This is a genomic window from Gluconobacter oxydans (assembly GCF_006539685.1).
Classification (GTDB): Bacteria; Pseudomonadota; Alphaproteobacteria; order Acetobacterales; family Acetobacteraceae; genus Gluconobacter; species Gluconobacter oxydans.
This window is the reverse complement of the sequence record NZ_BJNM01000004.1, coordinates 82671-106661: the sequence shown is the minus strand read 5'-3', so window position 1 is coordinate 106661 and position 23991 is coordinate 82671. Positions and strand designations below refer to the sequence as shown.

At 63.8% G+C, this 23991-nt stretch carries 26 protein-coding genes; 10 read left to right on the top strand and 16 right to left on the bottom strand.

The window, feature by feature from the left end; genetic code table 11:
• The first annotated feature begins 40 nt into the window (after positions 1-40).
• Together GOX01_RS03260 and GOX01_RS03255 are read left to right on the top strand one after the other, a co-directional pair.
• A complete protein-coding gene (locus GOX01_RS03260) occupies positions 41-1105 on the top strand; it encodes a threonine aldolase family protein (protein WP_024716666.1) in 1065 nt (354 codons plus the stop codon).
• Complete coding sequence (locus tag GOX01_RS03255) at positions 1106-2464, top strand: L-serine ammonia-lyase (protein WP_011252364.1); 1359 nt, start codon at positions 1106-1108, stop codon at positions 2462-2464.
• A gap of 6 nt (positions 2465-2470) precedes the next feature.
• Here the strand turns inward: GOX01_RS03255 and GOX01_RS03250 are convergent, their stop codons facing one another.
• The gene (locus GOX01_RS03250) at positions 2471-3586 is read right to left on the bottom strand and encodes a CDP-glycerol glycerophosphotransferase family protein (protein WP_062269598.1); all 1116 of its coding nucleotides are present in this window, start codon (positions 3584-3586) and stop codon (positions 2471-2473) included.
• Between the two features lie 198 nt (positions 3587-3784).
• Here GOX01_RS03250 and GOX01_RS03245 point away from each other — a divergent pair, with 198 nt between their 5' ends.
• Positions 3785-5146, top strand: a complete 1362-nt coding sequence (locus GOX01_RS03245) for a lipopolysaccharide biosynthesis protein (RefSeq protein WP_228119155.1) — start codon at positions 3785-3787, stop codon at positions 5144-5146.
• A 7-nt stretch (positions 5147-5153) separates the two neighbouring features.
• On the opposite strand, the gene GOX01_RS03240 is transcribed toward GOX01_RS03245, so the two are convergent.
• The 3 genes from GOX01_RS03240 to GOX01_RS03230 all read right to left on the bottom strand — a co-directional run bounded on the left by GOX01_RS03240 (position 5154) and on the right by GOX01_RS03230 (position 7668).
• Entirely contained in the window at positions 5154-5393 is a 240-nt protein-coding gene (locus GOX01_RS03240; protein ID WP_011252367.1) for a hypothetical protein, read from the bottom strand.
• Between the two features lie 90 nt (positions 5394-5483).
• Complete coding sequence (locus GOX01_RS03235) at positions 5484-7043, bottom strand: Do family serine endopeptidase (RefSeq protein WP_011252368.1); 1560 nt, start codon at positions 7041-7043, stop codon at positions 5484-5486.
• A gap of 118 nt (positions 7044-7161) precedes the next feature.
• A complete protein-coding gene (locus GOX01_RS03230) occupies positions 7162-7668 on the bottom strand; it encodes a nucleoside deaminase (protein WP_011252369.1) in 507 nt (168 codons plus the stop codon).
• A 6-nt stretch (positions 7669-7674) separates the two neighbouring features.
• On the opposite strand from GOX01_RS03230, the gene GOX01_RS03225 reads away from it, so the two are divergent.
• From GOX01_RS03225 to GOX01_RS03205, 5 genes are all read left to right on the top strand, one after another.
• A complete protein-coding gene (locus tag GOX01_RS03225; protein ID WP_024716669.1) occupies positions 7675-8409 on the top strand; it encodes a gamma-glutamyl-gamma-aminobutyrate hydrolase family protein in 735 nt (244 codons plus the stop codon).
• Positions 8406-9200: a pseudouridine synthase gene (locus GOX01_RS03220; protein ID WP_011252371.1), complete on the top strand. Its 795-nt coding sequence runs from the start codon at positions 8406-8408 to the stop codon at positions 9198-9200. Before GOX01_RS03225 ends, GOX01_RS03220 begins: the two co-directional genes overlap by 4 nt.
• 3 nt (positions 9201-9203) lie before the next feature.
• Positions 9204-9803: a 16S rRNA (guanine(966)-N(2))-methyltransferase RsmD gene (gene rsmD, locus GOX01_RS03215; protein WP_011252372.1), complete on the top strand. Its 600-nt coding sequence runs from the start codon at positions 9204-9206 to the stop codon at positions 9801-9803.
• A 119-nt stretch (positions 9804-9922) separates the two neighbouring features.
• Complete coding sequence (locus GOX01_RS03210; protein ID WP_024716670.1) at positions 9923-12640, top strand: DNA translocase FtsK; 2718 nt, start codon at positions 9923-9925, stop codon at positions 12638-12640.
• A complete protein-coding gene (locus GOX01_RS03205; protein WP_062268805.1) occupies positions 12630-13427 on the top strand; it encodes an RluA family pseudouridine synthase in 798 nt (265 codons plus the stop codon). Before GOX01_RS03210 ends, GOX01_RS03205 begins: the two co-directional genes overlap by 11 nt.
• On the opposite strand, the gene GOX01_RS03200 is transcribed toward GOX01_RS03205, so the two are convergent.
• The 12 genes from GOX01_RS03200 to GOX01_RS03145 form a co-directional block, all read right to left on the bottom strand.
• Positions 13418-14155: a DUF4097 family beta strand repeat-containing protein gene (locus GOX01_RS03200; protein WP_062268803.1), complete on the bottom strand. Its 738-nt coding sequence runs from the start codon at positions 14153-14155 to the stop codon at positions 13418-13420. The two genes, GOX01_RS03205 and GOX01_RS03200, sit on opposite strands and share 10 nt — an antisense overlap.
• Before the next feature lie 20 nt (positions 14156-14175).
• Positions 14176-14601, bottom strand: coding sequence for a hypothetical protein (locus tag GOX01_RS03195; RefSeq protein WP_011252376.1), 426 nt, complete (start codon positions 14599-14601; stop codon positions 14176-14178).
• Between the two features lie 141 nt (positions 14602-14742).
• The gene (locus tag GOX01_RS03190; RefSeq protein WP_011252377.1) at positions 14743-15165 is read right to left on the bottom strand and encodes a hypothetical protein; all 423 of its coding nucleotides are present in this window, start codon (positions 15163-15165) and stop codon (positions 14743-14745) included.
• Between the two features lie 87 nt (positions 15166-15252).
• Positions 15253-16680: a sugar porter family MFS transporter gene (locus GOX01_RS03185; protein ID WP_011252378.1), complete on the bottom strand. Its 1428-nt coding sequence runs from the start codon at positions 16678-16680 to the stop codon at positions 15253-15255.
• A gap of 88 nt (positions 16681-16768) precedes the next feature.
• Positions 16769-17788: an asparaginase gene (locus GOX01_RS03180; protein ID WP_011252379.1), complete on the bottom strand. Its 1020-nt coding sequence runs from the start codon at positions 17786-17788 to the stop codon at positions 16769-16771.
• A gap of 33 nt (positions 17789-17821) precedes the next feature.
• On the bottom strand, positions 17822-18274 hold the full coding sequence (locus tag GOX01_RS03175) for a hypothetical protein (RefSeq protein WP_011252380.1): 453 nt from the start codon (positions 18272-18274) through the stop codon (positions 17822-17824).
• Between the two features lie 6 nt (positions 18275-18280).
• Entirely contained in the window at positions 18281-18835 is a 555-nt protein-coding gene (locus GOX01_RS03170; protein ID WP_024716671.1) for a Fur family transcriptional regulator, read from the bottom strand.
• A 58-nt stretch (positions 18836-18893) separates the two neighbouring features.
• Entirely contained in the window at positions 18894-20768 is a 1875-nt protein-coding gene (gene ptsP, locus GOX01_RS03165) for a phosphoenolpyruvate--protein phosphotransferase (protein ID WP_024716672.1), read from the bottom strand.
• Positions 20761-21060 (bottom strand): HPr family phosphocarrier protein, encoded by a 300-nt coding sequence (locus GOX01_RS03160; RefSeq protein WP_011252383.1) that lies wholly within the window; start codon positions 21058-21060, stop codon positions 20761-20763. The genes ptsP and GOX01_RS03160 overlap by 8 nt, the downstream gene beginning before the upstream one ends.
• Positions 21061-21074: 14 nt before the next feature.
• Positions 21075-21515, bottom strand: a complete 441-nt coding sequence (locus GOX01_RS03155; protein WP_024716673.1) for a PTS sugar transporter subunit IIA — start codon at positions 21513-21515, stop codon at positions 21075-21077.
• Positions 21512-22477 (bottom strand): RNase adapter RapZ, encoded by a 966-nt coding sequence (rapZ, locus tag GOX01_RS03150; RefSeq protein ID WP_011252385.1) that lies wholly within the window; start codon positions 22475-22477, stop codon positions 21512-21514. The genes GOX01_RS03155 and rapZ overlap by 4 nt, the downstream gene beginning before the upstream one ends.
• A 49-nt stretch (positions 22478-22526) precedes the next feature.
• A complete protein-coding gene (locus GOX01_RS03145) occupies positions 22527-22988 on the bottom strand; it encodes an HPr kinase/phosphorylase (RefSeq protein ID WP_024716674.1) in 462 nt (153 codons plus the stop codon).
• A 90-nt stretch (positions 22989-23078) separates the two neighbouring features.
• Here GOX01_RS03145 and GOX01_RS03140 point away from each other — a divergent pair, with 90 nt between their 5' ends.
• Together GOX01_RS03140 and GOX01_RS03135 are read left to right on the top strand one after the other, a co-directional pair.
• Complete coding sequence (locus GOX01_RS03140) at positions 23079-23429, top strand: hypothetical protein (RefSeq protein ID WP_024716675.1); 351 nt, start codon at positions 23079-23081, stop codon at positions 23427-23429.
• A 169-nt stretch (positions 23430-23598) separates the two neighbouring features.
• Positions 23599-23991, top strand: coding sequence for a UrcA family protein (locus GOX01_RS03135; RefSeq protein WP_011252387.1), 393 nt, complete (start codon positions 23599-23601; stop codon positions 23989-23991).

Sequence of the window (23991 nt, the reverse complement as noted above, 5' to 3'; positions counted from 1 at the left end):
CGAACAGGCCGTGACGGCCGCAGGAACTGAGGATGGTCTCGTGACCGACGAAATACGCAAGAACTTCGCCAGTGACAATGTTTCCCCCGCCTGCCCCGCCGTGATGGAAGCCATGATGCGCGCCAATGAAGGCAGCGTCGGATCCTATGGCGATGATATCCTCAGCCGATCCCTCAATGCACGGTTCGGCGAGGTCTTCGAGGCAGAAGTCGCGGTTTTCCCCGTCGTGACGGGGACAGCGGCCAACAGTCTGGCGCTCTCCGCGCTCGTGGCGCCCTATGGCGCGGTGCTGTGCGACCAGAGCGCGCATATCAGCAATGACGAAGGCGGGGCGCCTGAATTCTTCATGCATGGCGCCAAGCTCGTCACGCTGTCTTCCGCCGATGGCCGGATGAGTCCCGAGGCCCTGCGGACGGGTCTGCGGGCCAATGCGCAGGGCGGGATTCTCAAGCCCCCCCTCCAGGCGCTGTCCCTGACGCAGGCCACCGAATGGGGCACGGTCTATGCCCTGAAGGATCTGGCAGCGCTGTGCGGCATCGCCCATGAGCAGGACCTGCCCGTGCATCTGGATGGCTCGCGGCTGAGCAATGCCATCGCGCATCTGGGCTGCACACCGGCCGAAGCGACATGGAAAGCCGGGGTGGATGTTCTGTCGTTCGGCGGCACGAAATGCGGGGCGCTGGCGGCGGAAGCGGTCGTGTTCTTCGTCAATGAACGCACGCGCCCGGCGCTGAAGGATTTCGAGCGGCGCATCAAGCGCAGCGGGCATCTGTGGTCCAAGGCGCGGTTCCTGAGCGCGCAGCTTCTGGCCCTGCTGGAAGACGGGCTGTGGCTGAAGAACAGCGCGCATGCCAACGCCATGGCGCAGCGGATCGTCGAGGGTCTGCGCCGTCATGCCGGAGCACAGCTTCCGTTCGAGACGCAGGGCAACGAGGTCTTCGTCATCCTGCCGGACCTTCTCGTCAAGGACCTGGAAACCGCGGGCTACGCCTTCTATCGCTGGCCGACACCGGAAGGGGTATCCGGCACGCTCATCCGTCTTGTGCCGAGCTTTTACACGCGGGAGCAGGACGTTGACGCACTGCTTGCAGAGATTGCCGCCTGAATGATCAGCCTGTTCGACCTGTTCAAGATCGGGATCGGTCCGTCTTCTTCACACACTGTTGGCCCCATGCGCGCGGCCGCACGTTTCGCAGACACCCTGCCCCATGCGGCGGACGTGGCGCGTCTGCGCGTCACGCTTTACGGCTCGCTCGCCTGGACGGCGCGGGGCCATGCGACGGACCGCGCCGTCATTCTCGGGCTGGCGGGAGAAAAGCCCGACACGATGGATCCGATGCTGGCGGACAGTATCGTAACCTCCGTGAACCAGACGCATCTGATCCCGTTCAGGGGCCATCCCACGCCGTTCGATCCGGAAACAGACATCGTCCTCGACACGAAGACCATCCCGCCGGTTCATCCCAACACGCTCCAGTTCGAGGCGTTCGATGCCGAAGACCGCCTGCTGGCCTGTGCGCGGTTCTGTTCGGTGGGCGGCGGGTTCATCGTCCCCGAACAGGCGACCGAAACCGCGACCTATGCCCAGCCCGACATGCCGTATGATTTCACCAACGGTGCGGAACTCCTGACCCGCACGCAGGAAACGGGGCTCGATATCGCGGGTGTGGTTCTGGCCAATGAGAGCGTGCTGCGCCCGCGCGCCGAGGTCGAGGCGTATCTGGACCGGATCGTAGCCGTGATGATGGACTGCGTGGAGGCCGGGCTGCACCGTTCCGGCACGCTGCCGGGGCGGCTGAACGTGCGCCGGCGGGCGGCTGCGCTGTACGAGCGGCTTCAGGAACAGAGCCGCAGCAACCAGCCTACCGCGCACGGGATCATGGACTGGATCAGCCTGTTCGCCATCGCCGTGAACGAGGAAAACGCCGCTGGCGGGCGCGTCGTTACGGCACCGACCAACGGTGCAGCGGGCGTGATCCCGGCCGTGCTGCGCTATTACCGCGAGTTCTGCCCCGAATATTCGCTCGACGGGCAGCGCCGGTTCCTGCTGACTGCCGCGGCCATTGGCGGGCTGTTCAAACTCAATGCGTCGATTTCGGGCGCGGAAGTCGGCTGTCAGGGCGAAGTGGGCGTGGCGTCCTCAATGGCTGCTGCCGGACTTGCTGCGGCTTTGGGTGCCACGCCGCTTCAGGTGGAGAACGCGGCCGAGATCGGGATGGAGCACCATCTGGGCATGACTTGCGACCCGGTGGCCGGACTGGTGCAGATTCCGTGCATTGAGCGCAATGCCTTCGGCGCGATCAAGGCCGTCAACGCGGCGTCCCTCGCCATGCACGGCGATGGCGCGCATCACGTCTCGCTCGATCAGGTCATCCGCACGATGGCCGAGACGGGTCGCGACATGAACCACCGCTACAAGGAAACGTCCCTCGGCGGTCTGGCGGTCAATTTCCCCGAATGCTGAGGGCGCTCATGCTGCAATCATGAACTGCGCGATGGCATCGGCCGCACGCTGGGACGCCCCCAGCAGCGGCTCGCCAAAGGTTTCGCGAAACAGCTTTTCCTGCGCCGGGCGATAGAGCGCATGACGCTCCTGTGCGCGGGCGATGGCGGGCATGAGATCGTCGAGATCCTCCACCACGTCCCCGAGCGTCCAGTGCAGGAAATACGGATCATCCCGCCAGGGCAGTTTGCGTGGGTTCAGGAAGACGCAGGGACGCGGAATACCCAGAAACTCGTAAACCTGACTGCTGACATCGCCGATATAGAGCGCGGCCTGGGACGTGTAGGTCATGTCCAGCATGGCGGACGACCCCGTATCGACCATCACTTCCGGACTGCGCTGACGCCTGAGCTGACGCTCGCGGATGCCGAAGCCCCTGTGGAAGGTCTTGATATGGGGCGCCACAACGAGGTTGTAGTCGCTCTGGGCCTTGAAGCGCCGGATCAGCGGCATCATCCAGCCTGAAGCGGATGTCAGTTTGCGCTGGTAGTGCGGATTGTACAGCGCAAACGGCCGTCCATTGGCGAACGAGATCGTCTTTTCCCGCTGCACCGCCTCGAACACGTCGAATTTCGGATAGCCGACAACCCGCGTGGTCTCCGGACGCAGCAGACCCTTGTCCTGAAAGTAGCTCTCCACCTTCGGACCGGGCACAAGCGTCAGATCGAACTCCCGCACCAGATGCTCGTCATTAACGTAACGGTCCCCGGCGCCATGCATGAGCAGGATGAGCTTTGGACCGGCAAGCCCCATCTCCTTCAGGACACCCGCCGTGTATTCGGTGGCCACGACCGCATCATACTGGTTCAGCTCGACAATGTTCTCGCGCAGCACCACGAGGCGCTCCCGATCGAGCCGTCTTGCGCGCTTCAGTAGGCGGGCCTTGAGGGATTTGGGGAAAGCCTTCAGCGGCAGGGCTGGTACGTCCAGCGCCTGGCGGATGCGGGAGAGATGCTCCACCGTTTCCGGAAAGCTGTAATACTCCACCACGTCATGCCCCGGAATTGCAGCCAGGGCGCTGGCAACCGAGGCCGTGTGGTAGCACTGATAAGGTTCAGCGATGTAGATGAAGGCGATTTTCATGACTGATGAGATGCGTCCTGCCTGAAAAAACAGGCTGAAACCTGCATTTTTTCGTGGGGTGGCCTTCCGGAGAAAACGGATCGCTGCCAGATCTCGTGTGCAGGAACCCTGGCAACGAGATGTGTAATAATTTCTTCATAATCCCTGACCGCCCTCTGTCAAGAAACATCCGTCGCCTGCGACATTCCCCCCTGCGGCATGGCCACGCAGCATGGACAGTTTCGGGGCTTTGTGGTCAGTAAGGCCCGCATGTCCGGCGAGCGCTCCGTTTTCAGATCCATTTTCCGAAACGTCAGTGTGCTCACCCTCGGCCGCATCGCCAATGCGCTGTGCAGCTTCATCTATATCGCCCTGGCTGTCCGGGCGCTGGGACTGTCCGATTTCGGGTTGCTGATCCTGATCCATTCGCTGGCCTCGACCAGTTCGGTTCTGTCGCGGATGCAGTCCTGGCAGACGCTGATCCGTTTCGGCAGCGAGAGCTTCGGCAATGGTGATACGGATATCCTGCACCGGGTGATCCATTTCTGCATCCGCCTCGATACGATCTCGGCGGCCTGCGCCATCGTGTTCGGGTTGGTGGGCGTGCAGATCTACGGACACACCGCGCACTGGTCCGCGCATGTGCGGTTTCTGGCCGACCTGTACATGTTCGTCAGTCCGCTGATGTATTCAGGCTGGGCGAACGGCATCCTCAGGATGGCGGGGAAATTCCATCTCGTCCCGATCATCGACAGCTGTGCGGCCCTTGTGAAGACGTTCGGCGTCCTGCTGGGCTATGTGCTGCACCTCAAGCTCGGATATTTCCTGTTCATCTGGGCGATGACGATCGTCATCGATTACGGCTTCTACATCCATTACGCGCTGGATATCCTGCACCGGAAATTCCAGTTCCGGTATTTCCGGGCGTTCCGGCACTGGCGTTGGCAGCTTCCGGGCATGTGGCAGTTCACTCGCGCCGCAAGCGTCAACCAGACGCTGGGCAACATCTCGGGCCATGTGGCGACCCTGCTGGTCGGTAACGGGCTGGGACCGGCCGAGGCCGCCGTCTTCCGCGTCTGCCGCCAAATCGCCGACGGGATTGTCACTCCCGCGCAGCTTATTTCGCCCGTGCTCTATCCCGAACTGGTCCGGATGCGGGACCGGCAGGACTGGCGTGGGCTCAAGCGCGTGACGTGGAAGATGTTCGGCGTTCTGAGCGGACTTTCAGTCGCGCTTCTGCTGCTGTCGGCGTTCTTTGGCTCGACGATTTTCCGCTTCCTGCTGCATGTCCATGTGCATCACACGTCGCTTTATATTTCCATCATGCTGCTGGCGGCAGTGTTCAGCCTGCTGGTCATCCCGCTAGAGCCGCTGCTGATCGTCGTCGGGCATGTGAAGTTCCTCATGACGAACCGTACGGCCATCATGACGGTCTATTTCCCCGCGCTTTACGTCCTGACCCGGCATTTCGGGCTGGCGGGGGCCTGTCTGTCGACGGCGGCATGTAATGCGACGATCCTGCTCTCGCAGATGCTGGGCGTGTGGTTCTTCTATGACCGGATTGGCAAAGCGGAGCGCTAAGCCCGGATCAGTGCAGGAGACGTGTTGCATGAGAAGAGTGATGGAACACGAGATATCCCGTCGCTGCGGCTTCTATGAAAACAAGCTCCAGAACGAGCAGGACCTTTTTGCGGGTTGAAAGCGCCCGGAAGCGGGTCTTGATTTTCGCATCGTCTCCGGTCGCGGCCCATGCAATCGCACCGATCCAGCCGACGACCGTAGCCAGATCCATTGCGTGACATCCCATTCCATCCGGAACGACGAACATATTCCGGATTCGATATGGAATACAAACATGAAAAAGGCGGGGAAGGTCTGACCCTTCCCGCCTTTCGGGACTGCTGCCCGGACGCCTGACTTACTGGCCGTCATCGGAGCTGTCGTCGTCCGAACCGTTCGGGGAGACAGCGACGAAGAGCTGCTGTCCGTCACGCAGGATCCGCAGGAGCGGCGGCTGCTTGCGGCCCAGCGCCTCGTGCACCTGCGCCACCACGGCCTTGGGCGACGGCGTGACGTGGTTGCCAACGGCGACGATGATGTCGCCCGGGCGGATACCGGACTGATCGGCCGGGGAACCCTGCACGACATCGGCCACGACTGCGCCCTGCACGCTGTCATCGAGACCCAGTTCCTGACGCGCCCGCGGTGTCAGCGAGGCCAGGGACACACCCAGCTTGCCTGCACCGGACTGTGCGCTGTCGGTCGCATCGCCCGAAGAGTGATCCTGGGCGGACAGGTTGCCGACCGTGAAGTTCACCGTCATCGGCTTGCTGTCACGCAGCAGTCCGAGCGTCGCGGGCGTGCCCGGCGCGATGGAGACGACCTTTACTGCCAGATCGTGCCCGTTCTTGATCGGCTTTCCGTTGAGCGTGGTCACGACGTCACCGCTCTTGATGCCGGCCTTCTCGGCGGGGCTGCCCTTGGAGACGGAAGCCACCAGCGTGCCACGCGGCGGAGCACCGGGTTCCGGGGACTGGAGGTTCAGGGCCTGCGCCATGGTCGGCGAGATGTCTTGCCCTTCAATGCCAAGATAGCCGCGCGTGACATGGCCGGTCTTTTCAAGCTGGCTCACGACGGATTTCACGGTGTCGGACGGGATCGCAAAGCCGATACCGATCGAGCCACCGCCGTTCGGCGAGATGATCATGGAATTGATGCCCACGACCTTGCCGTCCTGCGTAAACAGCGGACCACCCGAGTTGCCGTGATTGATCGGCGCATCGACCTGGATGAAGTCGTTATAGGCACCAGAATGCAGGTCACGACCCAGCGCGGAGACGATACCTGCCGTCACCGTGCCGCCCAGACCGTAAGGATTGCCCACGGCGATGACCCATTCGCCCGGCTGGACCTCATCGGAATCGCCCAGTTCGATGAACGGCAGCTTGCCGGTCGGCTTGACGCGCAGCAGGGCAACGTCCGTCTTCGGGTCTCGGCCGATGATCTTGGCGGGCAGCGTCGTGCCATCATCAAGCGTGACCGTGACCTTGGTCGCACCGTTCACGACGTGGTTGTTGGTCACGACATAGCCGTCAGACGAAATGATGAACCCCGAGCCGCGGGCCTCGACCGTGCGGTTGGGCTGCTGCTGCGGCATCATCTGGAACGGGAAGGGGAACGGGAACGGCATGCCGCCGCCCTGCCCGCCGCCACCGCCCGGGCCGTTTTCCTCTTCATCGGCCACATCCGCCTTGATGTGCGACGTGATGGAGACGACGGCGGGCTTCACCTGTTTGACGAGGTTGACGAAGTTGGGAAGCGTCTGAACGCCCGTCTGCGGCTTGATGGCTCCGCTGGCGGCTGTCGTGGCACCGGCCTGGGGGGCGGCCGAGGGCGTGTCCGCGAAAGCGAACGGCGCCGAAACCAGCATCGTGGTGGCAGCAAGGGCGGAGAGGGAGGCGCGAAAACGTGAGGTCATGTCAATCCCGACTGGTTACGAAAACATCATGGCTATAGCGTTGAACTATGGACCCCGTTCCCGTTCCGCAAGCTGACCGGCGTGTGAAACATCCGTAAGTTCATGACGGACTGTGAATTCAGGCGTCCGGAAGGCTCTTCTGCGACGCGACGCGCAGCTTGCGGAAAAACGCTTTCAGCATCTCCGACGCCTCGCGTTCACACACCCCGCCGATCACTTCCGGGCGGTGCAGGCAGGACGGACGCTCGAAAATGCGCGGCCCATGTTCCACGCCACCGCCCTTGGGATCATAAGCCCCGAACACGACCCGCCCGATCCGGAAGTGCACGATCGCGGCCGCACACATCGAGCACGGCTCCAGTGTCACGACCAGCGTGCAGTCCGTCAGGCGCGGGCTTTTCAAACGCGTGGCAGCCTCGCGCATGGCCAGCAGCTCGGCATGGGCGGAAGCGTCATGCGCCCCTTCCACATGATTGCGCGCAACTGCTAGCACATTCCCGTCGGGTGCGAGCACGACCGCGCCCACCGGCACTTCTCCGCACGACGCCGCCTCGCGCGCGGCCTGCAACGCGATCTGCATGGCCGGGCCGATATCCGTCTGAATCCTTGTCTCACCCTGAATCATGATGCGATGATGCGGCGCATGACCCTTCCCCGTCCATCCCCTTCGCGCCGCGCGCCCCTGATCGGCCTGACGCTGGATCATGAACCCGGTGGGCCGGGGCAGTTCTCGCGCTATCCGTTCCATGCGCTGCGGGAAAACTACCTGACGGCCGTGAGCGATGCGGGCGGGATGCCGGTCTGTCTGGGCTATGACTGCGATGCCGAAGCCCTGATGGCGCGGCTGGACGGGCTGATCGTCACGGGTGGCGCATTCGACGTCGATCCGGCGCTGTATGGTGAGCCGTCACACCCGATGACCAGCCCGCGCCCCACCCGGACAGCCGCCGAACTGGCCCTGCTGCGGGCGGCGCTGGCGCAAGGCAAGCCGGTTCTGGGCATCTGCGGCGGGATGCAGCTTCTGGCCGTGGAAGCCGGTGGCACGCTGATCCAGCACCTTCCCGAGACCCTGCAACACGAACAGCCAAACCCGCGCCACGAACCTGGACATGACGTCGAGATCGTTCCCGGCACGAAACTTGCGCAGATCGTGGGAGCGGACCGCATGGCGGTGAACTCTTCGCATCATCAGGCCGTGCGTAACCCCGGAGCGGCCAGAATCTGCGCCCGCGCGCCGGATGGAACAATCGAGGCGATCGAGCTTGAAGGCCCCGGTTTTGCCATCGGCGTACAGTGGCACCCCGAATTCTCCCTCGACCCCGGCGACCGTCGCCTGTATGCGGCGCTTGTGGAGACTGCACGATGACCGACGACAATACCGAAAACACCGCCCCCGACATGGAAACCTCCGGCCCGAAAGGCGAGCGTATCGCCAAGGCGCTGGCCCGCGCCGGCGTGGCCAGCCGCCGCGATATCGAACGCATGATCGAGGACGGCCGCATCAAACTGGGCGGACAGATCGTCACGCATCCGGCGACCTTCGTGCAGCCGGGCGACATCGTGCTGGTGGACGGCAAGCCCGTGGACTCCCCCGAGCGCACGCGCCTGTGGCGGTATCACAAGCCCGATGGCCTGATGACGACGCACAAGGACCCGCAGGGCCGCCAGACGGTGTTCGACACGCTGCCCGAGGGCATGCCGCGCGTCATCAGCGTCGGGCGTCTGGACATCAATTCCGAGGGTCTGCTGCTGCTGACCAATGACGGTGAGCTGGCCCGCCGCCTTGAGCTTCCGGGCAATTCCTGGGTCCGCCGTTACCGCGTGCGCGTCTTTGGCGTTGTGGATGAGAAGCGTCTGGCCTCGCTGATCGACGGCTTCGAATATGAAGGCGTGCGCTACGGCTCTATCGAAGCCGCGCTGGACTCCACGAAGGGCGACAATTCCTGGCTGACGGTCAGTCTGCGCGAAGGCAAGAACCGCGAGATCCGGCGCGTCATGGAAGGCCTGAACCTGCATGTCAGCCGCCTGATCCGCCTGTCTTACGGACCGTTCCAGCTTGGCTCGCTCAAGGCACGCGAACTGGAAGAAGTGCCGGGCAAGACCCTGCGCGAACAGGTGCCGGATCTTCCCGCGCCGAAGCGTCACCGGACGCGCTGATCCATGCGGATTGTTGGAGGAGACAACAAGGGCCGCGCCCTGACCGCGCCATCCGGAACCAGCACGCGCCCGACATCGGACCGCACGCGACAGGCGATTTTCGACATGCTCGCCCATGCGCCCTGGTACGGGCAGGACGAACTGGAACAGGCCCTCGTGCTGGACTGCTACGCCGGAACAGGCGCACTGGGGCTTGAAGCCCTGTCACGCGGGACGCAGAAGGCCGCCTTCATCGAGCGCGACCGGAATGCGCTAGCGGCCCTGCGCGCCAATCTGGACATCTGCAAGGCGCGGGACCGCTCCCGTGTCCTGAGTTGCAGCGTCACGCATCCGCCCAAAGCCACTGAACCCTACACGCTGGTTTTTCTGGACCCGCCCTATGGCAAGGGACTGGTCGAGTCGGGTCTGCGGGCACTGGCGCGGACCGGCTGGCTGGCGGAAGGTGCGCTGATCGTGGCCGAGACGGGAGCCACGGAAGAATTCACGCCCATCGTGCCACCTTCCGAACACTTTATGCCCACATTGACGCCAGAAATCCTCTGCGAGCGTCGTTTCGGCACCGCGAAGGTGACGATCTGGAGGCATTCCTCCACTTTTCCTTAATTTTCCCTCTGTATTCAGTACCCTGTCGGCTATAGTTCAGAGTGAATTTTACAAGCCGCTAATCCAGAAAACCGACGGGGTGACGAGACTTGGCCGCGTTCAGCCGATCGACCAGTACAGTGCGCAACATCGTCCGCGACGCGCATGGCCGGCACATGACACCAAAACTGCGCAGTGCCCTGCGCGCACGCTGCATGGAGCTGCTCGGGCTTGTCCTGCTGATCTTCGCCGTGGCGGTCGGGATCGCCCTGTGGAGCTTCAATCCGCACGATCCGTCCTTCAACACCTCGACCGGAACGCAGCCGACGAACCTGCTGGGCCGCACGGGCGCGACCATTTCGGACGGGCTGATCCAGTGGCTTGGCCTCGGCAGCGGCATGCCGATCGTCATCCTGCTGGCCTGGGCCTGGCGTATGGTCCGACATCACGGCATGAGCCTGCCGATCCTGCGGATCGTGGCTGCCCTCGCCCTCCTGCCCGCCAGCGCCACCTTCATCGGCACGCTCCAACTTCTCATTCCGGGACTTGAGGTCGCCTGGCCGACCGCCAGCGGTCTCGGCGGCGAAATGGGTGTGTCCTGCGCGCATCGCCTGCTGGACGCGGCCCATGCGGAAGCCGGTGCCGCCGGGAACGCGATTGCTGTCATTCTGGTCCTGCTGCTGATGGGGCTTCTGCTCCCGCTCGCCATGGGTCTTGAAGCCCGCGAATGGCGCGCGCTGGGCCAGACGCTCATGCTTCTGGGCCGCCAGCCGTTCTCGCTCGCAAAACGCATGAACGGTCCGCAGACCACCGATCGCCCGGCTCCGGACCCGCGGATGTATGAATTCCAGCCAAGCCCCGCCGGTGGCGCGCCGGCTGCGGATGCGGCCCCCCTCTCCTTCCTGCGCCGCAGCTTCGGCAAAAGCGATCCGCGCTCGCGTCCCGCGCCCTTCGTACCGCAGAATACCGGCTGGATGCAGCCGCCGATGGAAACGCAGGACGATCCCTACAGCCAGCCTGCCGCGGAAACGCGCGCAATCAGCCAGACGGAAGCCGCGGCTGCCCGCGCACGCCAGACCGCTGCCCCCGAAGAAGAGGACGTCCCGTCCAACCCCTATGCCGAGCGTCTGGCCCAGATCGCCCGCCAGCGCGACACGCCGCTGCCGCCCGTGCGGCGCCAGATCGACGACGAAATGGACGAGGACCTGTCGCAGAGCAGCATCGACACGCCACCCGAACCCGAGCCGCAGAAGCGCGGCCTGTTCGGAATGCGCCGTCCGGAACGTCCGCCCGAGCCTGTACCCGCGCGCCCTGTTGCGCCGCGCAATGCCGTAACGACCGGCTGGGAACTGCCTTCCCTCTCCCTGCTGAACCCGCCGCCGCCGCACGCCGTGACCGGGCCGTCTCAGGAGACGTTGCAGTCCAATGCGCGGCTGCTGGAAAGCGTTCTGGCCGATTATGGCGTGCAGGGCACGATCGGCGATATCCATGCCGGTCCGGTCGTCACGTTGTACGAACTGGAACCCGCACCGGGCATCCGCTCGTCCCGCGTGATCGGGCTGGCCGACGACGTGGCGCGCTCCCTGTCGGTTCTGAGCGTGCGTATCGCGACCGTGCCGGGGCGCAACGTGATCGGCATCGAGGTCCCGAACGCCAAGCGCGAGACGGTCTATTTCTCCGAACTGCTGCGCACGCCGGAATGGCTCAACGGCACCGGACGCCTGCAGATCGCGCTCGGCAAGGATATTGCCGGTGTGCCGGTCTATACGGACCTCGCGAAGATGCCGCATCTGCTCGTCGCGGGTACGACGGGTTCGGGTAAGTCGGTTGGCGTGAACGCCATGATCCTGTCGCTGCTCTACCGGCTCAGCCCGGAAGAGTGCCGCCTGATCATGATCGATCCCAAGATCCTCGAACTTTCGATCTATGATGGCATTCCGCATCTCCTGACGCCGGTCGTGACGGAACCTGCCAAGGCCGTCAGCGCGCTGAAATGGACCGTGCAGGAAATGGACCGCCGCTATCGCCTGATGGCGCAGCTTCAGGTCCGCAACATCAACGGCTACAACGAGCGCGTGAACCAGCTTCGCGCCACGGGCGAAATGGTCACCAAACGGGTGCAGACCGGTTTCGATCCCGAGACGGGCCGCCCGGTGTTCGACGAACAGCAGGTCGCGACGGAAAACCTGCCTTATATCGTCGTCGTCATCGACGAGATGGCTGACCTGATGATGGTCGCAGGCAAAGAAATCGAGACGGCGGTGCAGCGTCTGGCCCAGAAGGCCCGTGCGGCTGGCATTCACGTCATCATGGCGACGCAGCGGCCTTCCGTTGACGTCATCACCGGCACGATTAAAGCCAACTTCCCGACCCGTATTTCCTTCCAGGTCATCAGCAAATTCGACAGCCGCACCATCCTTCAGGAACAGGGCGCAGAGCAGCTTCTGGGCCAGGGTGACATGCTGTTCATGCAGGGCGGCGGGCGCATCACGCGTGTCCACGGCCCGTTCGTGGCGGATGACGAGGTCGAGGCCGTGGTGGCCGATCTGCGCTCCAAGGGCGACCCGATCTATAACGACGATGTGGTCTCCGGGCAGGATGACGACAGCGCGGGCGGCCTGACGGCAGGGTCCGGCTCGGGTGGTGACGGGGAAGGCAGCCTGTTCGATCAGGCGGTGGACGTCGTCATGCGTGAAGGCCGCGCCTCCACCAGCTTCATCCAGCGCCATCTCTCCATCGGCTATAACCGCGCGGCCAAGCTGATCGACCAGATGGAAAAGGAAGGCATCATCGGGGCTGCCAACCATGTGGGCAAACGCGAGATCCTGATCCGCCGCAAGGAAGAGCATGAAGACTGACCGGAAAGACCGGATCCGGCGCGCAAAAGCCGCGCGCAACGCACATAAACCACGGCGCCTGCCCCAACAGGCCGCCTCCCCTGCCCCGGAAGGGCCGCGCACCCCATTTCACCCCGGCATGGACATTCCCGTCCTGCTGGAAACCCCTCGCTTCCTGATTCTGTACAAACCGGCTGGGCTGGCCGTTCATCCCGGTCCCTCCACGCAGGATTCCGTTGAAACGCGACTGCTCCCGCATCCGCGCGGGGGACCGTGGCTGGCGCATCGGCTGGATGCCGATACGTCCGGCTGTCTGCTGGTCGCACGGCGCAAGACGGCGCTGATCGAGGCGCAGAAGGCGTTTCAGGAGCGGCAGGCCCACAAGCTGTACTGGGCCGTCGTGGTGGGTGATCTTCCGCAGGATAGCGGCGAGATCGACGCGCCGCTTCTGCGTCAGTCTGACGCCTCGGGCTGGCGGATGGTCGTTGATGCGAAGGGCGACGAAGCCCGCACGCGCTGGCGGGTTCTGGGACGTAGCAAAGGTCTGTGCTGGGTAGAGCTGGAACTGCTCACCGGGCGCACGCATCAGGCGCGCATCCATTGCGCGGAACTGGGCACGCCGATCCTTGGCGATCCGGTTTACGGAATGCCTGCTCCGGACGGCTCAGCCCTGCCGGGGCTGCATCTTCTGGCCCGCAGTCTGGAACTGAGCCTGCCGTCCGACACGCTCAGCGCACAGGCCCCGCCACCAGAGTTCATGGCAGCGAGCCTGCGGGCGATGGGCTTTGAAAGCGACGCTCAGTCCTGAACGAGCTTCAAGGACCCGGCCACGCTGCGGACGATGATGTGATCACGGCCATCGCCGACCTTGCCAGTGGCCGTAATCGTCCGGACCTCTTCCGAATTGCCGGTGTCTTTCTCCCAGTTCCCCATATGCACCGTGAGGCCGAGGGACTGCTGGAGAGGGAGCGCCGTCTCTGAACGACGCTGTTTCAGGCGGATGTCGAATGTTCCGCCAAAGCCATGCGGCAGATGGATCGTCATATCGCCGCTGATCGTGCCGATATCGATCGTGCGCATCTTGGACGCAGCGTCGAGCATCAGGGTCATGTCCCCGCTGATACTGCGGACCATGATATCCCGGCCGGCGTGATCGAGAGTGCTCTCGCCGCTCATGGTGCGGATGGAGACGGCGCCGTCCGCGTGGTCCAGCGTGACATTTCCACTCGCGCTGCGGACCTCGACGGCTCCGGCGGCATGCTCCACATCCAGCGTACCGCTGACCGTATGGACATCGAGCGGGCCGTGAGACTGCGTGACATGGATGTCGCCGCTGACGGTCCGGACGGACAGGGCGCCGTCCGATGTCCCGACAGTGACATCTCCGCTGACGGTGGAGAACTTGCCGCCTTCAGGCAGGGTGGACTGGGAAATATCATCCGAAATGGAGGACTGGCTCAGCGGCGCGGCACAAACCGGAAAGGCCAGTGCGGTCCCGAGGGCGAGAATAGGAAGAGAGAGCGTGAAACGGGCCATGGGATGGGATCTTTCCGGCTTCAGAACTGTGCAGTGGCAACGGGGCGATTGAGCAGCGCAGCATGAACACCACGCGCAATCGCCCAGGTCGTGAGGATTCCCCAGGCAAGCGTCAGCCCCCATGGCACCACCATGAACACCAGTCCGAGGCCGCCCGTAATGGCGCCCAGACCCGCGACCATGAGATGGATCATCCCGATGACCGTCAGGGCCAGAACGCCGTACCAGAACATCCGGATCTGCCAGTCCAGCTGCGCGCGCTTCAGCCCCGTCGCGGCGCGGCGGCCTGAATGCGCGATCATCACCCCGATCAGGGCGGTCACGCCCGTGAAGAAGCCGGCGATGTACAGGGCGTAAACCAGCAGGACCAGATCGCGCGCGGTTTCGGCGTCGTCTCCGCGGCCGTAGCGGTTTGCGGGTTCATACGGGGCGTAGGATGCGTACATGAGGGAAAGCTCCTCTGAGAAAAACTCGACAGCAACCTTGATGCATGAACCGTGCCAGAACCGGATTTACCGATGTTCTGGCAAGAGCGGCCACTCTGAAAGCCGGGAAACTGGCGAATTACGCCAGTTCGACGGCGAAACCTACTCGGCCAGGGCGCGGAAGCGTTCCGGCAGCGGGCCACGTCCAGCCAGGAAGCCCCGCAGCCCCACAATGAGCGCGACCAGCAGGACGATATTCCAGACCACGAAAATGCCGATCGGCAGCAGGAAGAGAAGCTGACCGGGACCTGAACTTCCCGGCGGTTCCGTCATGAAGCACGCCAGAAACAGGGCGGCCGAACCGATGATGAATGCCACATCGTACCAGAACAGGCGCACCAGCCAGTTCAGATGCGCCCGCTCCACGCCCACGCTCGATCCGCGCAGGATATAGGCAAGGATCACACCCGCCAGAAGACTGATCCCCGTGAAGAAGCGGGCGATATAAAGCGCATAGACAAGCAGGACGCCGCCCTTGCTCACATTGCGGTCGAAGTCACGGGAAGGTCTGGAGAATTCGCTCAAGCGCGTTTCCTTGATGAAGGTTTAAATGAAAACGCCCGGCCAGAGGGGCCGGGCGCATGGTCACTCGATGGTGATGCCCGGAAAACTCTAGCGGCCCAGTTTGCGGAGTTTCACACCCTGCATGAGCCGTTTTTCGATGACTGCAAGAGACATGCCCCGCGTCTCGGGGACGAAGAGGATCGTCAGCAGCAGGAACAGCGCATTCAGCCCGGCGAAGAGCCAGAACGTGCCCGCCGTTCCCAGCGTCTGCATGAGCGTCAGGAAGCTGACACCCACCAGAAGATTCGTCATCCAGTTGGTGAAGGTCGAAATGGCGATCCCGAAATCGCGTCCGGCCAGCGGCTGGATTTCGGAACACAGGACCCATGTCAGGGGTCCCGCCGACATGGCGAAACCGGCGCAGAAGATCATCAGCAGGAAGACGGCCGCGATCTGCGAAGACTGCGTGGTCATGCCGGTCTGGAGCAGCATGGCCAGAACGCCCATGCCGAGCGCCATGACCGTAAAGCCCGCATAGAGGATCGGCTTGCGGCCCCAGCGATCGACCAGGCTCAGCGCCACGAAGGTCGCGAGCATGTTCACCAGACCGATGATCGCCGTGCACCACATCTGCGACTGTGCATCGAAATGCGCGGCCGCGAGGATGTTGGGCGCGTAATACATGACGATGTTGATGCCTGCGAGCTGCTGCATCATCTGCAGCATCACGCCCAGCGCTACGGAGCGACGGAAATTGGAGTTGGTCAGGAAAAGTTTGAAACCTTCCTGTTTCGTCTCCAGCTGTTCGCGGATGGCGCGGATTTCCTTGGCGGCTTCCAGCGGATCATCCCGCAGGTCCAGCAGGATCTGCTTGGCTTCTTTCTGTCGCCCCTGCGCCATCAGCCAGCGCGGGCTGTAGGGCAGGAACAGGACGCCGATCAGGAACAGCACGGCCGGGATACCGGCGACGCCGAACATCCAGCGCCAGTTGCCGCTGTAGGAGAAATAGGTGTCGGACAGGAACGCGATGAAAATGCCGACCGTCACCATGAGCTGATAGGTCGAGACCATCGCCCCGCGCGCATCCTCGCTGGCGATTTCGGACAGGTAGAGCGGGGCCGTGAAGGCGGAAATGCCGACCGCGATCCCCATGACCACCCGAAAGGAGATCATGGAGGCAACTGACCAGCTCATCGCACAGCCGATTGTCCCGATCACGAAAATCGCGCCGCCCACGATCAGGGAATGCTTCCGGCCAAGCGCCTTGGACATCCACCCCGCACTCAGCGCACCCGCCGCCGCGCCGGCCATCATGGAGCTGACGACCCATTCCAGCGCGACGGTGGAGGCGTGATATTCCTTGCCGAAAAGATCCAGCGCGCCAGCCACAACACCAATATCAAGTCCGGACATGAGGCCCGCCAGCGCCGCGATCACGCCGATGGCGATGATCTTGAAGCGTGTTGCATCGAAAATGGATGTGCTGCTGTCATCCTGCGGCAACAGGGTCTCTGTCGTTCCGACCTGATCATTCATCTGGTAGCGCGTTCCTTTCACTCAGTCATAAAGTGACACCCCACCTGTTGCCGGGATGTCATATCCGTAATCTGTAACACAAAACCGTTTACAGCGGCAGGGCACTGCGGATTTCGCCGACCGTGAAGCCGTTCCAGTTCCGCAGTGTCTGGACGGATGTCGTGTCCAGAATGTCGCGGTCTGCTACGTCCGCACACAGGGTTTCCCCGCCGAAGCGACGCAGCAGGGCGGACATTGCGACCTCTGCGGCACGGTTGGCACCGTCATCGGTCTTGATCGCCAGACCGAGGCCCAGCTCCGGCAGGGAGGCGATCATCACGCCTTCCGCGCCCATCTTCACAAAAGCCCTTGTGCCGAAGCGATCCATGATCTTCGTGTCATAGCGTCCCGTCCCGGCCACCATGAATGGATTGGCCGCCACGGCCTCACGAAGTCGTGTAGCCGCACGGAAACGCCCTTCAGACAGTCCGGTTCCCGCGCCAAATCTTGCAAAACCTTTCGCCAGCGCTTTCAGCGGAACGGCATAGGTCGGCATGGAGCAGCCGTCCATGCCGCGATTGCTGTCGTCATGTGGTGTGTCCATCATTGCGGCCAGCACATCCGTCACGCGGCGCTGGATCTCGTGGGACGGATCGATATAGCCGGTCGGATCGACACCCTGATCGCAGGACAGGCACACCATGCCCGCATGTTTGCCGGAGCAGTTATTGTGCAGCGGGCAGGCGTTCTGATGCGCGGCGGCCAGAGCGCGGCCCGCAGGTTCATAGGTCGGCCAGTGCGTTCCACATTCCAGAGACCCGACATCCCGCCCCACGGAAGCCAGCATCGTGGCAGCCATTTCGGCATGGGCCTTCTCGCCGCCATGCGAAGCGCAGGCCAGAGCCAGCGCATCATTGCTCAGGCCGAGCCGGTCGGCCGCGCCACTTTCCACCAGTTCGATAGCCAGCAGGGATTTGACGGTCGAGCGCGGGAAGACCGCGGCATCCACGTCACCGCAGGACCAGACCACGCCACCATCGGCATCCACGACGACGGCCCGGCCCAGATGGTGGGATTCCACACGTCCGCCGCGCGTGACCTCGGCCAGAAGGCCCGACTGTGCTGCCATAATGAATTCCTCTCCTGCCTCTCATGGTGTCTGTCATGACGTTTGTGGTCCGAGCACATAGCACGGACGGCCGTCCTGACGATCTTCTGTCAGCCAGGGCTGGATCAGGCGGCGACGCACCCGCACCACCCCCATCTCGCCTGCGGCAGAAACATCCGCGAGGTCTTCCGCCAGATTGACGGCGGTGCGGAACATGAGGCCGTCCGTCAGCGGCAGACCATCCCGCACGAAGCTCCGGGCGGTTCCGGCGTCCGTCAGGTGATACACGAACGCCTCTCCCGCAGGGGGGCGGAAACCGGTGGGGTCGAGAAAAGAGGCCTCAACATCCGCAGCGGCCAGATGCGTGAGCGGTGGGCTCCAGTCCAGAAGGTCCGGCTGCTCCGTCGCAGGCGCGGGAACGCGGAGTGGCTTACTGGAAGACTGAGGGCGGCAAGATTTCGGCAGCTTTTCAAACAGGGACGCCGGGGGCGGGGAACGGCGGCCCATGATGTCTTAGCCCGCTGCGGTTTTGGGACGCCGCACCGGCGTAACGCCGGCTTTCTGGCAGGCCGCGCACAGACCTTCGATTTCAACGGTGGCGGCTTCGGCACGGAATCCCATGCTTTGCGCCGCGCGGGTCAGGACCGGGGCGATGGCATCCTGTTCCAGTTCCCAGGCGCGGTCACAGCCGCGGCAGATCAGGAACTGCGCACGGTGCATCCCGCCTTCGTCATGGTGATTGCAGCCATGCGGACATTCCACGGCATGCGAACAGCCGACAAAGGCGCTCAGCCGCTCCAGACGGTGGATCAGGCTGTTCTCCAGCAGAAACTCCAGCGCGCGGTAAACCGTGGGCGGCGCGGCTTTCGGATGGGCGGGGCGCAGTCGGGCCAGAAGGTCATAGGCGCCGGAGGGCTTTTCGCTCGACAGGATCAGACCCAGCACGAGACGGCGGGTTTCCGTCAGGCGTTGTCCGTTGCGCTGGCACCATTCGGCCGTGCGGTCGAGGCGTTCCGTGACCTCGGGCGAAAAGGTGAGCGTGTCAGCGATGGCAGAAGAATCCGGCATGAGGGTCAATATGGCATTCCCGTCGCGCTTTGCCGAGAGACCCCGCCACAAACAGCTCTCAGGTTGCGAACTGCCGCACCAGATCGCGGATCACGACCGGGTCGGTTTCCAGCATGACCTGCCGGCGCAGCTGGTCGCAGTCTTCGAGGGTGAGGGTACGGATCAGGCGTTTCACGCGCGGCAGGGAGGCGGAATTCATGGAAAAGGACCGCAGACCCAGGCCAATCAGCAGCGCCACCACCCGGGGATCCGACGCCATCTCGCCACAGACCGAAATCGGACGGCGCGCCCGCAGCGCCGAATCCGCAGCCGCCTCAATCAGCCTCAGCACACCGGGATGGAGCGGGCTGTAGCGGTCCGCCACCATGGAATCCGCCCGGTCCACGGCGAGCGTGTACATCGTCAGGTCATTGGTGCCGAGCGCCATGAAATCGGCGTGTCGGGCCAGCGTATCCACCGTGAGGGCCGCGGCCGGCGTTTCGACCATGATCCCCAGCGGGGGCAGCGGATCGGGGAGCATGTGTCCTTTGCGCTTGAGGCGGCGCACAACGCGGTCGTAAATCTCGCGGGCGTCCACGATTTCGTCCGATGACGTAACCATCGGCAGCAGGATCCTCACCCGTCCGGGGGGCACACCCTCGGCAGGCTCGGCGGCCCGCAGAATGGCCGCGAACTGCGTTTCCAGCACCTCCGGCACGCGGAGCAGAAGCCGCACGCCCCGCAGACCCAGCGCGGGATTGTCGCCATCCGCAACCTGCTCCGCCAGACCCAGCCGTCGCATGCAGGCCCGGCCCTTCTCGCCGCCCCAGTCCAGCACGCGGATCGTCACGGGACGCCCGTCCATGGCCTGAACGATGGCGCGATAGGCGTCTGTCTGGCCGTCTTCGTCGGGCAGGTCCTCGCGTTCGCCGAACAGGAATTCACTGCGCAGCAGGCCGATGCCCTTGGCGCCATTGCGCATCAGCATCGGCAGTTCCGCCGGGAGTTCCAGATTGGCGGAAAGCTCGATGTCCTCGCCGCTCTGAAGCTGGGCCGGCAGGCGCTTGAGGCGCCCGAAAGCCCGCTTTTCCTTGACTTCACGCTGTGCGGATTCCGCCGCCAGACGCAGTTCGGTTTCGTTGGGGGAAAGCGTGACGGTGCCGAGATGCCCGTCCACGACCACCATCTCGCCTTCCTGTACTTGCGCCATGAGGTTCGGCACGGCGAGGATGGCGGGAATGTCGAGCGCGCGCAGCAGGATGGCCGTGTGATCGGCCCCACCACCGCCCTGCGTCACCACGGCCGCAATCCGGGCCGGGTCGATCATGGCGACATCGGCCGGACGGAGCTGCTCGGCCACCAGAACGGAGCCAGGGGGCAGGCTGGAAAACGCGCGATAGGAAATGCCGGTCAGGTTCCGCACGAGGCGGCGGCCGATTTCCTCGAACTCTCCCGCCAGACGCAGATTGGCATCGGCTTCCTGCGTATTATTGTTCTCGCGCGCCACGGCCTCGGCCATGCGCGAGACCTGCAACGCCAGTTCCCGCGTGACTTCCGAGACGGCGGCCTCGGCGCACAGACCCTCATCGGCAATCCGGCTGCGGACCTGACGCAGCAGACGCGACGGGCCGAGCATCCGCTCATAGACCATCAGAAGAGAGGCGATTTCCTCGCGGCCCTCTTCCGGCAGTCCGACCAGCCGGTCCCGCATCTTTTCGATCTGGTGAAGCGCGCGGGCGATCGCCTCGTCCAGCCGGACGCCCTCGGCTTCCGGCCCGATGGCGCTGTAGCGCTCGGTAATGTCGGGAAGGGGAAGTTCCTCGACACGCCCTGCGGGGCCAAGCCCCATGCCCGGCGTGATGGCCTTGCCCTGAAGGAAAACGCCGGAGCGCGGGCTGCGGCGGGAGGAGCGGGCGGAACGGCTGCGGGTCGGTCGCCCTGAGGCTTCAGTCACGCTCGCCAAACCCGTCCGCGATCAGGGCTGCCAGTGCATCGAGCGCTTCGGCGGCCTGCGGGCCGTGGGCACGCAGCGTGACGTCCTGCCCTTCTCCCGCGCCCAGCATCATCAGCCCCATGATCGACAGGGCGGAGACGACATTGGTGCCATGGGCGATCGTGGTCTCGGCGTCAAAACGCTCGGCTGTGGTGACGATCTTGGCGGCGGGGCGGGCATGAAGGCCCAGATGATTGACGATGGTGACGGTGCGGGGGGCAACTGTACCGGGAGAAAGGGTCGTGTCGCTCATTCAGTGAACTCAATTCAATGAACCGGCAGCGTACAGGCACGCGGCCCGCCATGGAGACAGGGGTCGGGAAGCTGTGACGCCACGGCGATATACTTCCGCCCGGCCATTGTGGCCTTTTCCACGCAGCCTGCAAGGTCCAGATCCCGCCGCGTTTTTGCCAGCTTGACCAGCATGGGTACATTCACGCCCGACACGACCTCGACATGCCCCGGCTCCCGCAGCGAGAGCGCCAGATTGGACGGCGAGCTGCCGAAAATATCCGTCAGCAGAAGCACTCCGTCCCCGGTATCGAGGCGCTGGAGCAGACGTTCGGCGGCCGGGCGGAGCATCGCCGGATCGTCATCATCCGCCACGCCCACCACGCCGACCTGGGTCTGGGGGCCCACGACATGAACCAGCGTTTCCAGCAGGACATCCCCAAGGCGCCCGTGCGTTACCAGCATCAGTCCGATCATACCGTTGTGTCCTGTGAGGGATCCTGGGGTGGAACGGCCCAGCGCCAGGACGCCAGACCCTTGCGGGCGAGTTCACGGTGCAGGACCATCATCGGCCCGACCGGTACGGTTTTCGGGAGAATACGGGCCAGTTCTTCCACGATCGTCACCGAGCGGTGACGGCCGCCACTGCACCCGATGGCAATGGTCGCGTATTTCTTGCCTTCCGCGACGAAGCGGGGAAGCACAAGCTCCAGAAGGCTCTGGATATGGCCGAAAAATGCGGGATAGGCCGGGTCCGACTTCACATACTGCACCACTGCCTCATCCAGTCCGGTCATGGGCTGGAGGGTGGGATCATAATGGGGATTGCGCAAGAAGCGTGCATCAAAAACCATGTCCGCCTCGCGGGGCAGACCGGACGGATAGGCAAAGGACATCAGTGCAACCGTCAGCCCTTCCCCGCCCGTGCTGCCAAAGCGAGTCTCGATCAGCTGCCGCAGTTCCGGCGATGGCAGGTCGGACGTGTCGATGACGAGATCCGCATTCGCCCGCAGTGGCGCCAGAAGGGCGGTTTCCTGTTCAATTCCGGGAAGAATGGTGCCGCTGGTGACCAGAGGATGGCGGCGGCGCGTGGCGGTGAAGCGACGCAGAAGGATTTCGGGTTCGGCAGTGGCGTAAAGGAGCTGGACCGAGCAGTCCGGCAGAAGTCGAAGGCGTTCGAGCTCTTCCAGCACGCGGGAGGCCTCGAACCCGCGACTGCGGACATCGATCCCGATGGCCAGATTCTGCCCGGCCCGTGAGGCGAGCGCCTGGATCAGGTTCAGGGGTGGGTTGTCCACGACCTCATGACCCAGATCTTCCAGAACCCGCAATATGGATGATTTTCCCGCCCCGGACAGACCCGTCACGATCAGGATCCGGCGGGAACCATGATCATATCCGGATATGGAGCCAGACTCGGGATGGTTCGCCGATGCCATGCGCCACACTCTAGCCGTTTTTCCCTTTGTGCGGAACTATTTCGCACCTTCACGTTTCCGCAACATTTTCGCCTGCTCCAGCGACCCATTCATAGGTGCCGCAGCAGGCCTTCAGGGCCGCCCTGATCCGCGCCACCGTTCCCGGAAAACCGGGCTCCAGACGCAGCATGACCGCTCCCGTCCACGGGTCCCGGCAGGGCTCCGGCAGACGGGGCTGCCCCTCGCCCAGACAGACCCGCAGACGCACCGTCGCGTTTGTGACAAAAGATGTCCTCAGGATTCCAACCCCTCGCACCTCGATCAGCCCCGCAAGGCGTTCGGGGGCGGACGCCACGGCGCCGTCCAGCAGGACCCGGTCATCCGCCACAAGATCGAAACCCGCATCCATCAACCGCAAAGCCAGCTCGGATTTCCCCGAGCCGGGAGGGCCGGAAATCAGCACGCCGTCTCCGTTCCACGCCACGCAGCAGGCATGGACCGAGCCTTCAGGCAGAAATGACAGGACGGACATGATGGATTGCGACCTCCACGGGAGCGGACTAAGACCTTGGGTCGGACAGGGGCATGACGAATCCCTGACATGGAGCAGGACCACGAACCCATGGGCGCATCCTTCCCCCACCAGACCGTCACCGTACATGGAGACGAAGTCACCTGCACCGATTTCAGTGGCTTCGGTCCGGACGGGGACCGTCCCGGCCGGCTGTCGGATGAATGTCAGGCCGCACTTTCCGCCATTTCCGAAGCTCTGGCCGATCATGGCCTCACCCTGGGCCATACCCGGCACGTCGCCGCCATGATTCGCGAAGGCCAGACCTTCGCCCAGTGTCAGGCCGCCCTGAACGAGGCCCTGGCGGCAGCAAAACCCGCGCTGACCCTGCGGATCGTGCAGCGTTTCCCTCTACCCGAGCAGCGCATCGCCCTCAGCCTGACCGCCACACCGGATAAATAACAGTAAAATACACCATTTTATGGCGCAACAGACCGTTTTTACGGTTTTAGGGCTTCAGGCAACTTTTCCGAACGGATTTAAGGCGCAGAAAACAGAAACTGGCACGATTCATGCATTGAAGATTTCCAGACGCCACGAGCGTCGGATTCCTCTTCAGGAGCTTCATGCCATGATCCGCTTTTCTTCCCTTCTGTTCTGCGCCCTGTCTGCCAGCGTCATCCTGCCGCTGCAGGCCGCTCGCGCTATCCCGACACAAACCGGGACAACTTCGGCCAGCACCACGCCTGCCAGCACTGGCAGGGTCAGCATGAGAGTTGATCTGTCCTCGCTGGATCTCACGTCCCGGAAGGGCTGGGAAACGGCGACGCAGCAGGTCGCCCAAGCCTCCCACGCCGTCTGCCACCAGCTTCAGGAGGAAGACTGGCTGCTCGCAACCGACGTGACCGACTGCGAACAGGATGCCCTCTCCGATGCCCGGACCAGTCTGTATGACCTGCGCGACCGGCAGCGGGCCAGCCGCAGGAACGGACATGTCTTCCTCGCCCTGTCCGCGAGGAAGTAA

What these genes read in the sequence shown, in the direction of transcription:
- GOX01_RS03255 (WP_011252364.1), top strand. Translation starts at nt 1,106, where the DNA reads ATGATCAGCCTGTTCGACCTGTTCAAGATCGGGATCGGTCCGTCTTCT.
- GOX01_RS03250 (WP_062269598.1), bottom strand. Translation starts at nt 3,586, where the DNA reads ATGAAAATCGCCTTCATCTACATCGCTGAACCTTATCAGTGCTACCAC.
- GOX01_RS03245 (WP_228119155.1), top strand. Translation starts at nt 3,785, where the DNA reads ATGGCCACGCAGCATGGACAGTTTCGGGGCTTTGTGGTCAGTAAGGCC.
- GOX01_RS03240 (WP_011252367.1), bottom strand. Translation starts at nt 5,393, where the DNA reads ATGTTCGTCGTTCCGGATGGAATGGGATGTCACGCAATGGATCTGGCT.
- GOX01_RS03235 (WP_011252368.1), bottom strand. Translation starts at nt 7,043, where the DNA reads ATGACCTCACGTTTTCGCGCCTCCCTCTCCGCCCTTGCTGCCACCACG.
- GOX01_RS03230 (WP_011252369.1), bottom strand. Translation starts at nt 7,668, where the DNA reads ATGATTCAGGGTGAGACAAGGATTCAGACGGATATCGGCCCGGCCATG.
- GOX01_RS03225 (WP_024716669.1), top strand. Translation starts at nt 7,675, where the DNA reads ATGATGCGGCGCATGACCCTTCCCCGTCCATCCCCTTCGCGCCGCGCG.
- GOX01_RS03220 (WP_011252371.1), top strand. Translation starts at nt 8,406, where the DNA reads ATGACCGACGACAATACCGAAAACACCGCCCCCGACATGGAAACCTCC.
- rsmD (WP_011252372.1), top strand. Translation starts at nt 9,204, where the DNA reads ATGCGGATTGTTGGAGGAGACAACAAGGGCCGCGCCCTGACCGCGCCA.
- GOX01_RS03205 (WP_062268805.1), top strand. Translation starts at nt 12,630, where the DNA reads ATGAAGACTGACCGGAAAGACCGGATCCGGCGCGCAAAAGCCGCGCGC.
- GOX01_RS03200 (WP_062268803.1), bottom strand. Translation starts at nt 14,155, where the DNA reads ATGGCCCGTTTCACGCTCTCTCTTCCTATTCTCGCCCTCGGGACCGCA.
- GOX01_RS03195 (WP_011252376.1), bottom strand. Translation starts at nt 14,601, where the DNA reads ATGTACGCATCCTACGCCCCGTATGAACCCGCAAACCGCTACGGCCGC.
- GOX01_RS03185 (WP_011252378.1), bottom strand. Translation starts at nt 16,680, where the DNA reads ATGAATGATCAGGTCGGAACGACAGAGACCCTGTTGCCGCAGGATGAC.
- GOX01_RS03180 (WP_011252379.1), bottom strand. Translation starts at nt 17,788, where the DNA reads ATGGCAGCACAGTCGGGCCTTCTGGCCGAGGTCACGCGCGGCGGACGT.
- GOX01_RS03175 (WP_011252380.1), bottom strand. Translation starts at nt 18,274, where the DNA reads ATGGGCCGCCGTTCCCCGCCCCCGGCGTCCCTGTTTGAAAAGCTGCCG.
- GOX01_RS03170 (WP_024716671.1), bottom strand. Translation starts at nt 18,835, where the DNA reads ATGCCGGATTCTTCTGCCATCGCTGACACGCTCACCTTTTCGCCCGAG.
- GOX01_RS03160 (WP_011252383.1), bottom strand. Translation starts at nt 21,060, where the DNA reads ATGAGCGACACGACCCTTTCTCCCGGTACAGTTGCCCCCCGCACCGTC.
- GOX01_RS03155 (WP_024716673.1), bottom strand. Translation starts at nt 21,515, where the DNA reads ATGATCGGACTGATGCTGGTAACGCACGGGCGCCTTGGGGATGTCCTG.
- rapZ (WP_011252385.1), bottom strand. Translation starts at nt 22,477, where the DNA reads ATGGCATCGGCGAACCATCCCGAGTCTGGCTCCATATCCGGATATGAT.
- GOX01_RS03145 (WP_024716674.1), bottom strand. Translation starts at nt 22,988, where the DNA reads ATGTCCGTCCTGTCATTTCTGCCTGAAGGCTCGGTCCATGCCTGCTGC.
- GOX01_RS03140 (WP_024716675.1), top strand. Translation starts at nt 23,079, where the DNA reads ATGGGCGCATCCTTCCCCCACCAGACCGTCACCGTACATGGAGACGAA.
- GOX01_RS03135 (WP_011252387.1), top strand. Translation starts at nt 23,599, where the DNA reads ATGATCCGCTTTTCTTCCCTTCTGTTCTGCGCCCTGTCTGCCAGCGTC.